The organism is Microbulbifer elongatus (assembly GCF_021165935.1).
GTDB lineage: Bacteria > Pseudomonadota > Gammaproteobacteria > Pseudomonadales > Cellvibrionaceae > Microbulbifer > Microbulbifer elongatus.
In genome coordinates, this window is the sequence record NZ_CP088953.1 from 2089040 (window position 1) to 2103163 (window position 14124).

Annotated in this window: 9 protein-coding genes and 1 pseudogene; 4 read left to right on the plus strand and 6 right to left on the minus strand. The window is 58.2% G+C overall.

Translation table 11 applies throughout. From position 1 onward, the window contains the following. On the plus strand, positions 1-1056 hold the full coding sequence (locus LRR79_RS08635) for a peptidase M42 (RefSeq protein ID WP_231759948.1): 1056 nt from the start codon (positions 1-3) through the stop codon (positions 1054-1056). Here LRR79_RS08635 and LRR79_RS08640 read toward each other — a convergent pair. From LRR79_RS08640 to mltF, 5 genes are all read right to left on the minus strand, one after another. Next, on the minus strand, positions 1053-1475 hold the full coding sequence (locus LRR79_RS08640) for a hypothetical protein (protein ID WP_231759949.1): 423 nt from the start codon (positions 1473-1475) through the stop codon (positions 1053-1055). The genes LRR79_RS08635 and LRR79_RS08640 overlap by 4 nt on opposite strands. Positions 1476-1562: 87 nt before the next feature. Next, a complete protein-coding gene (dld, locus tag LRR79_RS08645; protein ID WP_231759950.1) occupies positions 1563-3326 on the minus strand; it encodes a D-lactate dehydrogenase in 1764 nt (587 codons plus the stop codon). A 10-nt stretch (positions 3327-3336) separates the two neighbouring features. Then, positions 3337-3618 (minus strand): PepSY domain-containing protein, encoded by a 282-nt coding sequence (locus tag LRR79_RS08650; RefSeq protein ID WP_231759951.1) that lies wholly within the window; start codon positions 3616-3618, stop codon positions 3337-3339. A gap of 41 nt (positions 3619-3659) precedes the next feature. Further along, positions 3660-4142: a hypothetical protein gene (locus LRR79_RS08655; protein ID WP_231759952.1), complete on the minus strand. Its 483-nt coding sequence runs from the start codon at positions 4140-4142 to the stop codon at positions 3660-3662. Positions 4143-4355: 213 nt separating this feature from the next. Beyond that, the gene (gene mltF / locus LRR79_RS08660; RefSeq protein ID WP_231759953.1) at positions 4356-5834 is read right to left on the minus strand and encodes a membrane-bound lytic murein transglycosylase MltF; all 1479 of its coding nucleotides are present in this window, start codon (positions 5832-5834) and stop codon (positions 4356-4358) included. Positions 5835-6445: 611 nt separating this feature from the next. On the opposite strand from mltF, the gene purL reads away from it, so the two are divergent. The 3 genes and pseudogenes from purL to LRR79_RS08675 all read left to right on the plus strand — a co-directional run bounded on the left by purL (position 6446) and on the right by LRR79_RS08675 (position 12652). Then, positions 6446-10324, plus strand: coding sequence for a phosphoribosylformylglycinamidine synthase (gene purL / locus LRR79_RS08665; RefSeq protein WP_231759954.1), 3879 nt, complete (start codon positions 6446-6448; stop codon positions 10322-10324). A 127-nt stretch (positions 10325-10451) separates the two neighbouring features. Then, a pseudogene (locus LRR79_RS08670) lies at positions 10452-11756 on the plus strand (IS4 family transposase). Positions 11757-12328: 572 nt separating this feature from the next. Then, positions 12329-12652, plus strand: a complete 324-nt coding sequence (locus LRR79_RS08675) for a TfoX/Sxy family protein (RefSeq protein WP_043317113.1) — start codon at positions 12329-12331, stop codon at positions 12650-12652. Between the two features lie 74 nt (positions 12653-12726). On the opposite strand, the gene LRR79_RS08680 is transcribed toward LRR79_RS08675, so the two are convergent. Then, a complete protein-coding gene (locus tag LRR79_RS08680; protein ID WP_231756831.1) occupies positions 12727-13848 on the minus strand; it encodes a cation diffusion facilitator family transporter in 1122 nt (373 codons plus the stop codon). Positions 13849-14124 lie beyond the last annotated feature (276 nt).

A 14124-nucleotide genomic window follows, 5' to 3' on the forward strand; every position in this document is an offset into this window, starting at 1 on the left:
ATGCAACAGACCGAACAATTTATTGACCTGCTCAAACTGTTGGTGCGCAGCCCCAGTGTGGTGGGGGCGGAGCATTCTTTTTTCCGGGTTCTGCAGCGCGAGCTGGAAGAGCGGGGCGCGCAGGTAACCTGGTACGAGGGTCTTCTGGTGGCTCAGGGGAAACGCCCCAATAGTGCCAAATTTTCTGCCCATATAGATCGTCATGGCCTCATCTGCACCGGCCCCAACGAATTCCAGTACGCCGCTTTTGTCTCCGGGCGCCGCTCCGACCTGTTGGGTAATTCCGTGTCGGAAAAGCTGATGACCAAAATCGTCGATCGTTTCCAGGATGTCACCGTGACCGCGTACGAGCCCTGGTCCGGTTCCTATCTTGGCTCGGGCGTCATCCGTCGCGCTTACGTCTGCGGCTATCGCAATAACCTTATTTTTGAAGTTGCCGGCCTGGAGCACCTCGTTGCCGGGACGCCGGTTGCATTCACTGATCGGCTGGAGATCAACGACGGCATTCTCAGCGCACAGCTGGACAACGTACTGACTGCGGCCCACCTGGTGCACTTATACAGTCTCGGCTTTCAGGGCACGGCATTTTTCACCGCTCAGGAAGAATCTGGCAGTAGCTGGCGCTACCTGTTGGAATGGTTCCGTCGTTTCAATGGCGGAACCGACAAGCTGATCGTGGTGGACACCAGCCCATACCCGGATCGCACCAGTGCCGACGCCCAACAGGTGGTTTTGCGTCGTAGAGATGCGAACGCCCAGTTTCACCCGGGTACCACTGAACGCCTGGCGCAGTTATGTGAATCCCGGGGTATCCGCTACAGCTATAAAGACCGTTATATCGAGGCACAAAATCAAAAGGCAGTCGCGGAGGGGCAAGAGCCTCAGTCGTTCGGAAGTACGGAACTCGGTCGAATAGTGAGTGCGTCTTCCGGCTTTGTGCAGGGGACGACCCTGCAGGTTCCTACAACCGGTTATCACACCATGGAAGAATCCGCTTCACTTACCGCGAACAGCGCGTTCAGCGATTTGCTGTTTGCCATTGCCGCGGACGATTAGAATTCTTCACTGGCCTGATAGCGGTTACAGCGATTGTTGCAGTAGGGCCTGTCGGAGCGAATAGCGCCGGTTGTCGGGTTTACCGTCAGCTGGCGTTTTTTATTACCGTGATAGGCCACCACATTCCAGTACCCGTTGCGAAATTGAACCCGGTCAAAAGTGTGAAACCCCAGTCGTTGCAGACGCACCCGCACCGCACCCGCACTGAGGTCTATCTCGGAAGGTGTCCCTCCATCCAGGTCCGGACCGTAGAGGTGAGGAGGAATTGGTGTGCTGGATGAGGGTCCGGAGTATTGGAAGTCCTGGGCGGTGAATGGTCCAGGTTGCTGAGCGTGAAGCTGGCCTGGAGTCAATATGGCCAGGGTGGCCACGAGTGAAAGGCTCGCGAAGATTTTGCCTTTGATTGCGGCATACAGCATGGTGTTCCCCAAATTACCGTTATCCAGTTATTGGTAATGTGGAGCGCCATGAAAACCAAGGTGAATTGGTGACCGTTTTAGAGCACGTCAGCCGCAGTTGCAACAGCGGCGGTGCTTGTCGGTTTTGCCGATACCGGGGTTGAAGGTATTGGTGGGATCGAGCTGTTCAAAGAAGGAGGTCTGGGCGTCGGGTGCCAGGTAGAGGTGGCCAACGTTGTGTTCTGCGGGGTAGCGCGCCCCACGGCTGTCCAGCAGCTTCAGCATGGCTTTCTTCACTGCCGCTGGGTCAGCGTCTTTTTTCAGGATGTAGTCCTGGTGAAATACGTTGCACAGAAAGTGCCCGTAATAGAGGCGGTATTCCAGTTGGTCTGCAATTTCTGCGGGGAGCTTTTCTTCCCAGTCCATATCGTTACGCCGGAGGGCAATATCCAGCGGAAGCAACTCGCCCACGGTCCTGCAATGAACGGCCTGGTAACGCATGGCGGCGCCGGCAGAGACAAATCGGTGCAGCATGGCTTTACTGGCCTCTTTGGCGTCACACGCAAAGAAGTCCCCGGTATTCTCCCGATGGGCAAAGAACCCCTGGAGCCACTGTTGTGCGGGTTCGATGCTGTCATCCGCAATTTTGACAATCAGGTGATGCTGATACTTCTCCCGGTAGTCCAGCATGCGCTCGGGCAGGTGCTGAGGGAGCAACCGGCTTAGGCGCTGCAGCAGACGGTCGCTGAAATAGCGCGGCGCCCAGGTCTGTTTTTCGAGCCAGGCGTCAATGCGACCTTTCAGGGCAAAGAAGCGTGGCATGCGGCGGGTGCCGAGTTTTTCAATGGTATAAAAGCTGTCTTTGCCATAGTCCGCCGCCAGGTCGAACATGTCTCGGTGCAGGTATTCTCCGAGCAGTGGAATACTGGGCAGCTCGGTCAACAGTCCCCGGCGCAACCGTGCAAAGGCGTCTGCATCATTACTGCCGATATAGAAAGTGCGGGTGCGCTCGGGGATGGGAAACGTATCGAGACGCACCGCAAATACGGCGACTTTGCCAGCGCAGCCACTGGCCTCAAACAGGCGGCGAGGATCGGCGTTGAACCGGGCGGGCGAGTCGGCGTCGACGTCTTGTACCCGCGCTACATACTCCCGATCGGATGCCATGCGCACGCGCGCGCCTGTCGGGTGGGGAAGTTTGCCCACCTGAATAAAGGTGCCATTTTCCAGGTTGGTGAGTATTTCCTGCGGGGTTTCACCCAGGTCGATGCCCAGATGATTGATCAGTTGCAAATGGCCGTCGGCATTGACCTGTGCGTACACCGCAAGCTCTGTATAGGCCGGACCACGCTGGCACAGTGCGCCGCCGGAATTGTTGGCGATACCGCCGACAATGGAGGCACCGAGACAGGAGGAGCCGATTTCTGAGTGGGGAGAGCGCTGTAATGGCGCGAGCAGCTTTTCCAGGCTGTGGAGTGTGGCACCGGGCAGGGCGACTATTTGCTCACCCCGATGTGCACCGTCTCCCAGCAGGTGAATACTGTTCATTTGCAGGGTGTTGATCACCACGATCGGGCGGTCGTAATCATGACCGTTGGGTGTCGACCCTTCGGTGAGACCGGTATTGGCAGCCTGCATGATGATGATGGCCCCGGCTTCCACGCACACCTCTAGGGTATGCCAGAGCTGCATGAGCGTTTCCGGGAAAACGACGGCGACAGCACTGCCCTCGCCGGAGCGGAAGCCGGTGCGGTAGTGCTCGTTTCGCTGCGCATCACTGATCACGCGATGGTGGCCGAGCAGCTGCTCCAGTTGCTGGAGCAGCGCCCGGTTTTTGGCGACGTCAGCAGAGGCTGCCGGGTTGTCTTGCATGGGTGACAGGTCAGTCTTTATCTTCTTTGACCTCGAGGATTTCGCCGCTATTCGGGTCGACCTCCAGGTCCCATTTGCGCCCTTCTTTATAGGCCTCGACCTCCCAGCGCCCGCGCTCCAGGGATACATCGACCACGGGGGTGTACCCCTGTTGCTCGAGTTTTGTGAGCAGGCTGGAGAGCGCCATAGCACCGGGTGGTGGCATTTCATCCTTGGCGTGTGATTGCGCGGCGGCAACCGCGGCGATGCCGCTTAACGTAACGGCGAGGAGTGAATTTTTCACATTCTTCATAGTGTCTCCCGTAGTTGACAGGGCTTTAGCAAGCGCGGAAATCAGTCCGCGTTGTTCAGGCGCTGCTGCATCATGAAGCACCACTCGTCACTGCCACCATCGGGCCCGTGTGCACCGTCGCCGCCGGTCAGTTTGTCCATGGCAACAAACCAGTCATCGGAGCCGACGAGGGGCAGGCCGGATGGGTAGTGTTCGGTAATCGCTTCACTCTGGGTTTTCATGACTTCCGAATTGACCCACTCAAACCACTTGGCGTTACAGATCAGTTGCCCTTCGCTGTTGGGGCTTTCCCCGGACGCCGCGGCGCTGCTGTCTCCGGTATTACCGTCCTTCGCTTCGCCGGCTTCACCGGTGGAGGAAGGCGCGCTGTAATTCGGTGCGCTGGTATCTTCCTCGACAACGGTGGTTTCCTCCACCACTTCCGCCTCCGGTTTTTGGGCGGCGTCGGGGGTGTCCGATTTGCGGCTGCAGCCGGTGATGGCAATGGTCGCCATCAGGCTGGCGAGCAGTAGGTGACGCATCATGAGTATTCCTCGTATCTTTCAGGTGTTGGCCAGGTATTGGCGCCGAAATTATCAGGTCGCTGAAACTAAGCATAGGAGGAAATTGATGACTTGCACGGGGCAGAATGGGAATTTGTGACCCCGGCCGCGCGCCGGGCGGGTGCAGACATAAAAAAGGCGGCCACTGGCCGCCCCGTCGGATCTCAAAACAGAAGACGGTTGAGTTGCCGGCGGCTACAGCGCCGACTGTGAGGCCGCCGCCTCGGCAGCGGGTACCTCTGCCAGTGCTTCGCCATCGTCGTTGGCGGCCGCTGCCGCCAGGCGTTGTTCTTCGATGCGGCTGGTCCATGTCAGCAGCGCCTGATAGTGGCGGATATTCTGCACGTAGGTGACCGGCTCCCAGCCACGGGCATAGCCGTGTTTCAGGTTCTTGTAGTACTGGCGCTTGGCCAGCAGTGGCAGGTGGTCGCGCACATCGGCCCAGCGGTCGGGGTTGCCACCCATCTGCTGGGTAAGCACCCGCGCGTCTTCCAGGTGGCCATAGCCCACGTTGTAGGCGGCGAGTGCCATCCAGGTGCGGTCAGGCTCACGAATGCGCGCGGGGATCTTGTCACGTACCTGTAGGAAGTAGCGCGCGCCGCCGTCGATGCTCTCCAGTGGGTCGAGGCGATTTACGCCCATTTCGCGAGCGGTGGCGCGGGTGAGCATCATCAGTCCCCGCACCCCGGTGGGTGATTTCGCGCGGGGGTTCCAGTGGGATTCCTGATAGCTCAGTGCGGCGAGCAGTTCCCAGTCCAGTCCGTATTTGTCGGCGGTTTTCTGCAGTTCTTCGCGCCATTTCGGCAGGCGATCGCGGGTGAGCTGGGCGAATGTCTTGGCGCCGCCCACATTCATTTTACTGACGTGACCGAAGTAGAGCTCCCGCAGCTCTGCCACCAGCCCACTGGTGTTGGCGCGCAGCATAAAGTTGCGGGCTGCGCGGTACAGGGTGTCGTCCTCCCCCTTGGGGAAGGCCCAGGAAACCGGCTGGAACTGGGTCAGGTTGAAGGCGATGTGGGTGTTGGGGTAGAGCCCCCGGTGCACCGCGTAAGCATTGGAGTCGACGACCGCATAGTGGTACTGGCCTTCATTGACCATCTCTACCAGTTCCATGGCGTCTACGTCGGAAATCTCTTCCCAGGAGAGGTTTTCATAGCGCTGGGACAGTTTGCGAAGCTGCTCTGCGTGAGCGCTGCCGGCGATGACGGCAATATTCTTGCCCTCGAGATCGGCGACACTGCGCGGACGCTTCTCGCCCAGGCGGTAAATGACCTGCTGGCGGATTTCGAAATACGAGGGGGCGAAGCGAACCTGCTCGCGGCGTTCCGAGGTTACCGTCAGCCCGGCAGCTGCCAGGTGTGCGGTGGAATCGGGGTTGCCCAGTTCGTTAAACAGGTGGCTGAGATCGTGAACATCGCGAATTTCCAGCTCTACCCCGAGCTCGCGGGCGAATTCGCGCAGCATGCCGTATTCAAAGCCGGTGTAGCGGCCGTTGGCATCTTCGTAATAGGTGGTGGGACCGTTCTGGGAGAGTACCACCAGCTTGCCGGATGTCTTGACCTGTTCCAGCAGGCTCGGGGCCTTGCTCGCCACCAGAAGAGAAGCACAACAGGTCAGGGCCACCCCCTTCAGCAGGCGGCGGCTGTATCGCAACAGTCGGCTTTTCATGATCATAGGCGGTCCCCTCGAATCCCTTCGTTAGCATTATTGGTGTGCAGAGCGGGGCCTCGTGTTCCGATTGGTCCTGGGCCGGTATCCTTGCTCTGCTGCGGGCGCGATCCGTTGCGCCTCGCGAATTTCCTCCGCGGTATCCGTGTGTGGCGTATCCAGTGGTCGCCATATCCGAATGCCGGGCGTGCTGCCGTGCTTTGCCTATTATTTGAACAGGGTCCGGCGAAAGCGCGGCAATTTTACCCCATGTATGGGCAGTCTGACCAATTGTGACCAGAAGTGTCCCCTGAGTTTGTGATTGATCGGGTTGTTTCGATCCACTTTTCAGTGTAGTAGGCGGTGCCCAGTTGGGCGTGTCACCCGCACAAATCGGGTTACCGCAAGCGCCAATTCCGTGATCTCAGCGCCGATCGTGAAGGGCGCGGATGATCTTTCATAATCCGATACCCCTGTGACAGTGTTGGAGTGACGATGCTTCGGGTACAATGCGCGCGCTCCGATTCCCGGTGTACCTGCGTGGCTCTCTCAGTCCGGTCAATCCATCCGGTCTGTCAAACCGAACGGTCGCTTCCGCCCGCAGGCGCTCAAATCCAGACAAGAGGCCAACTCCCGCGATGCTAGTTCTGCGTGGTGCTCCCGCACTGTCGAAATTCCGCCATCAAAAACTGCTCACTCAACTCCGCGCGCTGCTGCCGGCGGTAGAGGATGTATACGCCGAGTTCGTACATTTCGCCGACAGCGATACGCTTGGCGACGAAGAACAGGCGCTGCTGGAGCGTTTGCTGCAGTACGGCCCTACCGAAGAAAAGCACCAGCCAGAAGGGGAACTGCTGTTAGTCGTTCCGCGCCCGGGCACTATCTCGCCCTGGTCTTCCAAGGCAACGGATATCGCCCACAACGCAGGCCTGACTCAGATCCACCGTCTGGAGCGGGGAGTTGCCTACTATCTTACAGGCGTCAAATTAACCGACGCTGAACGCACGCGGGTGGCCTCGGAGCTGCACGACCGAATGGTCGAAAGCGTCTACAGCGAGCTCGACCAGGCGCAGCAGCTGTTCCAGGTGGAAGAGCCGCGCCCCATGCACCGCGTGGATGTGCTGAATGGTGGCCGCAAGGCACTGGCGGACGCCAACGTGTCCCTGGGGCTGGCGCTGGCGGAAGACGAGATCGATTACCTGCTCACTAGTTTTGAAGAGCTGGAGCGCAATCCCACCGATGTCGAACTGATGATGTTCGCACAGGCGAACTCCGAGCACTGTCGCCACAAGATTTTTAATGCCAGCTGGACCATTGATGGTCAGGACATGCCGCATTCGCTGTTTGGCATGATCAAGAATACCTATCGCCAGGGCGGGGAAGATGTGCTGTCGGCCTATGCAGATAACGCCGCGGTTGTGGTTGGCCACGAGGCCGGTCGCTTTTACCCGGACCCGGAAACCAAGGAATATGGCTTCAGTCAGGAGGCCATCCACCTGTTGATGAAGGTGGAAACCCACAACCACCCGACTGCCATTGCACCCTTCTCCGGGGCGGGTACGGGCGCCGGCGGCGAGATCCGCGACGAGGGTGCCGTGGGCCGCGGCTCCAAGCCGAAAGTGGGACTGACCGGCTTTACTGTGTCCAACCTGCAGATCCCCGGCCACCTGCAGCCCTGGGAAGTGGATTACGGCAAACCCGAGCGCATCGTGACCGCGCTGGACATCATGATTGAAGGCCCCATTGGTGGTGCTGCCTTCAACAACGAATTTGGCCGCCCGAATATCTGCGGTTATTTCCGCACCTTCGAAGAGGACTTCAATGGTGAGCGCCGCGGCTACCACAAACCGATCATGCTGGCCGGCGGTTACGGCAATATCCGTGAAGAGCACGTGGAAAAACCGGAATTCCAACCCGGTGCCAAGCTGATCGCCCTGGGTGGCCCGGCCATGTTGATCGGACTTGGCGGGGGTGCCGCGTCCAGTATGGCCAGCGGCTCTAGCTCTGAGGACCTGGATTTTGCCTCGGTGCAGCGTCAGAACCCGGAAATCGAGCGCCGCTGCCAGGAAGTGATCGATCAGTGCTGGCAGCTGGGCGACAAGAACCCGATTGCCTTTATCCACGATGTGGGTGCTGGCGGCCTGTCCAACGCCTTCCCGGAGCTGGTCAAAGACGGCGGTACCGGCGGCAACTTCGAGCTGCGCAACGTGCCGTCCGACGAGCCGGGCATGAGCCCGCTGGAAATCTGGTGTAACGAATCCCAGGAACGCTACGTACTGGCAGTGATGCCGGAAGACCTGGCGCGCTTTGAGAAAATCTGTGAGCGCGAACGGGCCCCGTTTGCCGTGGTCGGTGAAGCCACCAGCGAGAAGCACCTGACCCTGAACGACAAGCAGTTCGACGCCAAGCCGGTTGACCTGCCCATGTCCGTACTATTCGGCAAACCGCCAAAGATGCACCGCACTGCCGAAAAGGTGGAGGCGGAAACCGCGGCGTTCGACACCAGCAAAATCCAGCTGGACGAGGCTGCCGAGCGCATACTGCGCCTGCCTACCGTAGCGAGCAAAAATTTCCTGATCACCATCGGCGACCGCACCGTAACCGGCCAGGTCAGCCGCGATCAGATGGTCGGTCCCTGGCAGGTGCCGGTAGCCGACTGTGCGGTAACCACCGTGGCCTACGACAGCACCAAAGGCGAAGCCATGTCCATGGGCGAACGCACACCAGTGGCACTGCTGGACGCGCCGGCTTCCGGTCGCCTGGCAGTGGGTGAGGCGATTACCAATATTGCCTGTGCCCCCATCAAGCAGCTTTCCGACATCAAACTCTCCGCCAACTGGATGTGCGCCGCGGGCCACCCGGGGGAAGAAGAGAAGCTCTACCGCACGGTAGAAGCGGTGGGTATGGAGCTGTGCCCGGCGCTGGGTATCACCATTCCGGTAGGTAAGGATTCCATGTCCATGCGCACCGCCTGGAATGATGGCGGTGTGGACAAGGCGGTCACCGCGCCATTGTCTCTGGTAATTTCCGCATTCAGCCCGGTTACCGATGTACGCAAGGTGGTAACCCCGCAATTGCGCAAAATGAAGAAGGGCGAAAGCGAACTGATTCTTGTGGATCTGGGCGCGGGTAAAAATCGTCTGGGTGGTTCCTGTCTGGCGCAGGTGTACGGCCAGGTCGGTGACAGGCCGGCTGATCTGGACGACGCCAAGCGTCTGAAAGGCTTCTTCGATGTCATGCAGGAGCTGTTGGAAGAAGAGAAGGTCATTGCCTATCACGACCGTTCCGATGGTGGTCTGTTCGCCACGCTCGCCGAGATGAGTTTTGCCGGCCGCGTGGGTGTCGATGTGGAAATCTACGACCTCGGGGATGACCCCATTGCCGCGCTGTTCAATGAGGAGCTGGGTGCGGTTCTGCAGGTGCCCAGTGCCGATGCGGACATGCTGGCGATGCGATTCGCCTCTGTGGGCGTGCCCGCCCATCGAATTGGTGAGCTGAACGAAACCGAGCGCCTGCGGATTACCTTTGAAGACAAGGACATCTTCAATCGCAGCCGTGCGGAACTTCAACAGATCTGGAGTGAAACCAGCTACCGTATTCAGTCTCTGCGTGACAATGCGGACTGCGCCCAGCAGGAATTCGACGCTATTGCCAAGACGGCGGAGCAGGATCCGGGTTTGTCCGTGAGCTTGAGCTACGACGTCAACGAGGACATTGCCGCACCCTACATCAAGAAAGGTGTGCGCCCGAAAATTGCCATCCTGCGAGAGCAGGGGGTCAACAGCCAGGTGGAAATGGCGCACTCCTTCCACCGTGCCGGCTTCAACGCCGTTGATGTTCACATGAGCGATATTCTTGCCGGCCGTGTAACGTTGGATCAGTTCAAGGGGCTGGTGGGCTGCGGTGGCTTCTCTTACGGCGATGTACTCGGCGCTGGCGAAGGCTGGGCGAAGACCATCCTGTTTAACGACCGTGCGCGGGATCAGTTCGAAGGCTTCTTCAACCGCAAGGACACCTTTGGTCTGGGGGTGTGTAACGGCTGTCAGATGTTCTCCGTGATCAAGGAGCTGATTCCTGGTGCCGACCACTGGCCGCGTTTTGTGCGCAACCTGTCCGAGCAGTACGAAGCGCGCTTCGCGCTGGTTGGGGTGGAAGATTCCCCGTCGGTGCTGTTTAACGGAATGGCCGGCTCCTACATGCCGGTGGCGGTGGCCCATGGCGAAGGCCGTGTGGAATTTGCCGATCAGCAGCAGCTGGAGGCCTGCGAGCAGTCCGGCACCATTGCTCTGCGCTACCTGAACAACAATCAGCAGATCACCGAAACCTACCCGGCCAATCCCAATGGCTCGGTTAACGGGATCACCTCACTGTGTTCCGAAGACGGTCGCGTCACCATCATGATGCCGCACCCGGAGCGCGTTGCCCGGGCTGCCAGCAACAGCTGGCGCCCGGACGACTGGGAAGAGGATTCCGGCTGGATGCGCCTGTTCCGCAACGCGCGCGTGTTTGTAGACTGATCCCGAGTGACTGGATCCGAGTCGTTAAAAGCCCCGGTGTTCCCGGTAATGCTGTTCACTTAAGCATTGCAGCCTAAGGTGGGGCCCCGGAAAATCCGGTTTCCAGATCAGGAAACCGGATTTTTTTGTGTCTCTTCAGCAGTCTCTCTTCGATATTGATGCCCTCCAGTCCTTCTGTGACCTGAGTACCTTCACCCAGAACATTCCCGTTGAATGGGTGGATTCCGCTCTGCAGTTATCCTCGCAAGCCACTATTCGCCGCCGTCGACTTCCCGCCGATCAGGTACTCTGGCTCGTGCTGGGCATGGCCCTGTTCAGGAATGAACCGGTCTCAGAAGTTGCCCGCAGGCTCAATATCTGTGCTCAGGGGCTCGCGAACGATAGCCTGTTGGCCCCAAGCGGGGTATCAAAGGCGCGACAGCGTCTTGGTGCTAACCCCGTTCAGTGGCTATTTCAACGTACCGGGGTGCACTGGGGACATGAGCGTTACCCCGAAGATGAATGGCGAGGATTGCAAGTTCTCGCTGTCGATGGCGCGCTGTTGCGCACTCAAGATACTCCTGAGCTGCGAGATCATTTTGGCTCCGGTAACACGAGCACAAACCGGCAAACTCCGTACCCTCTTATGCGCCTGGTTGCTCTAATGAACGTACGTTCACATGTACTTCTGAATGCAGAGCTAAGCCCTTACCGACGCAGCGAAATACGCCTGGCCGATGAGTTTATGAATCAGGTGCCGGAAGCCTCCGTAACCCTGTTTGAAAAGGTTTTTGGAGTGCAGACCTTTTGCTGCGGTGGGCGGATCAGAACACGCAACGCCACTGGCTGATCCCCGAGCGCAAAGGCCTGGTCAGTGAGACAGTGGAGGTCTACAACAAAAATGATCGACTACTGCGAATGAAGGTCTCCCCCCAGGCTCGGAAGCGCAATCCGGCCCTTCCCGAGTACTGGGAAGTTCGAGCAGTGAGCTACAAGCATAATGGCAAAAACAAAACGGTATTTACCTCGCTACCGGCAGATACTTACGGCACTAAAGCCGTCGCGAAGCTCTACCAAGAGCGCTGGGAAATCGAAATCGGCTTCCGTGACATCAAAAGTTCCATGCAGCACAACGCCGTCACCCTACGTAGCAAGACCGTGGAACTGGTTTATCAGGAAGTGTGGGGGCTACTGTTGGCGTACAACGTGATACGTCGAGAGGCAAGCCAGGCAGCGGTCGCTCACGGGGGAAACCCAGCCAGGATACGCTTTAAGTTCGCATGCCAGTATATTGCTGCGCAGCTGATTGTCATGGCCGCGGCTCAGCCATTATCAAGAACTGGAGCGCGCTTATCGGAGCTTAGGGCGGGGATTGGGAACCTGTTTTTAGAGGACGGTAAAGATCAGCAAAACCCGCTATCCGGTGAATCGTCGTGCTGCTCCGCTTAAGTGAACAGCATTACGGTGTTCCCGGGGCTTTTTCGTTAGGGCACTTTGATACCTCTCTACCGATCTACCGAGCCCTGCCAGCGGAGATACATTTTCGGGTGTGAGGCCGAAAAGAGACCTCGTGCCGGGATCTCGAGTCCTGCGCTGGCAAAGGGCGTAGTGGGGGTGCTGGAATAATAGTCCCTGACTGGCCGGGCAGTTTTTGATTTCTTTGCTACACTCTAATCAATAAGCGCAATAACATTTCTCGCATGGACACACCATCGCAATCCGATTCAGGTTCCAAAATCCGACGGCTGGCCGATTATGTCAGTCAGCGATCACTCAGTTGTGGCAACGACTGGCAAACGTCTCCCGATCTGCTGCTTGCCAGCTCCCTGATGTCACCCTCCTCACGAAACACAGGTTATCCGGAAGGCATCCCGCAGCAAGACCCGACGCCAGTGATCGAACGTGTGTTCCTGCGCCGAACGTATGTGTGAAATCATGACAGCGGCACTTCTCCCGGCAAAACAGGGTGCAGTCGGGGGCAAGTGATTGGCTTAAGGATTGGAAATAAAGAGCAAGGAGTTAGCCATGTCATACAGTGAAGAACTGGTAGAAAAAGTCCGTGAAGTACTGCAGGAAGAAGACGGCCTGAGTGAAAAGCAGATGTTTGGTGGGCTCGCCTTTATGTTGAACGGCAATATGGCCTGCGGCGTGGTTGGTGAAGAACTGATGGTGCGGGTGGGGCCGGACAATTATCAGGCCGCACTGGGCGAGCGGTACACACGGCCAATGGATTTTACCGGTCGACCGCTGAAAGGTATGGTGTATGTCGAGGAAGATGCGATTGCCGCGGACCTGGACGGCTGGGTAACCCGGGGTGTGGAATTTGCGGGAACTCTGCCACCCAAATAATTCAGCGTGCCGCGGCGCCTGTCTTCGGGTCCCGCGGCGGACTCACCTTGTCGAGCTGTGGCAGTGGCCGCGCATCAGAGCGGTTTCTGTCGCAGTTGTTCCGGCACATCCAGCTTTGATGGCGCGGCGATGCCATCGATTTCAATGGTGAGGTGAAATACCCGTGGGCAGCGCTGTTTCAGCTCCGCTTCCAGTTCGTCAATCAGCTCTTCCGTCGCTTCCAGCGTTGCCTGGACGATAGCGCGTGTCTCGGCGTATTCGAGAACGGCGTCAGTTCTGCGATGCTCCGCGACTCTTTCCAGTAGTTGTTGCTCATGCCGGTCAATGCGCTGGTTCATCCCCCGCATCAACACTTCTTCCCGAACCTCGATTTCTGCAACGACCACGGTGTGGGTATCGTCCACGATCACCGATCTCAGGTCGTGATAGCGCTCTACCTCCCGGTGGTGTTTGACGATATCGTGAAACGCGCGCTCGGCATCCTTGTCGCGGATGTTCGTCAGGTAGCGCATATTGATCATGCCAAGAAAGATGGCTGTGAACCCCAGCATGACCGCAATGGAAACCGAGAAGCCGATATCCCACATGGGATTGCCTGTGGTCTGAGTCAACCCGATTCCCGTGGCTGCGAGGATAACCCCGGTCACTGCGATGCTGTCCTCGAGCAGCACCGCGATCAGCGTGGGATCGTCGGCATCCGCCAGATAGCGAAAAGGATTTTTTCTGCCCTCGGCGCGCATACGGGAAAAGAATTCTTTGCCCGCCACCATCAGCACATAGCCTTCGAGGACGAGGGCGATAAACAGCACCACACCAGATACCCAGATCGGCGCAACATCGAACCCGAAGATCGAGATAGCCTCGGGGCGATCCACATGACCGAGGTTATGCCACGCGTGCCAGGCGTGGGCGAGCCCGAGGCCACAACCGATGGAGAAAAGGCCAATCGCGCTCCAGAGGTTCCACAGATATTTTTTTTGCCCGTGGCCAAATGCATAGTGGCTATCCGCGGGGCGACCACCGCGCTTCAGACCGATCAGCAGAAACACCTGATTGAGGGTGTCCATAAGGCTGTGGACCGCTTCGTTCATCATCGCCGCAGAGTGCGTGGCGAGCGCTGCCAGCCCCTTCAGCACTGTAATGATGGCATTGACGCAAATGGCGTATAGAACGGCCTTCTTGGAGCCCTGGGCCATAATTCCCCCAATAATTTATGAAAAACACCAGCTGTCCACAGGGGTGGCCAGTGCATATCTATCCTTACATGCAGTTGAAAGATTATACAAGTTGCTGCAAAAGTTCGACCCGCAGGAAAACGTAATTTCCGATATTGATCACGCAGATTGATGTTCGCTCGGTTCCATACTCACGCGAGCCCGATTAAGTCGCAGGGAGCGGTGGATGGTACCAGTGAAGCCCGGTACCTATGTCGGAGGAGCTGATCAAAAACGGATTTTAAAAAGCCCATATCG

Excerpts from the sequence above, each read along its gene's own strand:
- LRR79_RS08650 (WP_231759951.1), bottom strand. The coding sequence starts at position 3,618 with ATGAAGAATGTGAAAAATTCACTCCTCGCCGTTACGTTAAGCGGCATC.
- LRR79_RS08675 (WP_043317113.1), top strand. The coding sequence starts at position 12,329 with ATGTCATACAGTGAAGAACTGGTAGAAAAAGTCCGTGAAGTACTGCAG.
- LRR79_RS08655 (WP_231759952.1), bottom strand. The coding sequence starts at position 4,142 with ATGATGCGTCACCTACTGCTCGCCAGCCTGATGGCGACCATTGCCATC.
- dld (WP_231759950.1), bottom strand. The coding sequence starts at position 3,326 with ATGCAAGACAACCCGGCAGCCTCTGCTGACGTCGCCAAAAACCGGGCG.
- purL (WP_231759954.1), top strand. The coding sequence starts at position 6,446 with ATGCTAGTTCTGCGTGGTGCTCCCGCACTGTCGAAATTCCGCCATCAA.
- LRR79_RS08640 (WP_231759949.1), bottom strand. The coding sequence starts at position 1,475 with ATGCTGTATGCCGCAATCAAAGGCAAAATCTTCGCGAGCCTTTCACTC.
- LRR79_RS08635 (WP_231759948.1), top strand. The coding sequence starts at position 1 with ATGCAACAGACCGAACAATTTATTGACCTGCTCAAACTGTTGGTGCGC.
- LRR79_RS08680 (WP_231756831.1), bottom strand. The coding sequence starts at position 13,848 with ATGGCCCAGGGCTCCAAGAAGGCCGTTCTATACGCCATTTGCGTCAAT.
- mltF (WP_231759953.1), bottom strand. The coding sequence starts at position 5,834 with ATGATCATGAAAAGCCGACTGTTGCGATACAGCCGCCGCCTGCTGAAG.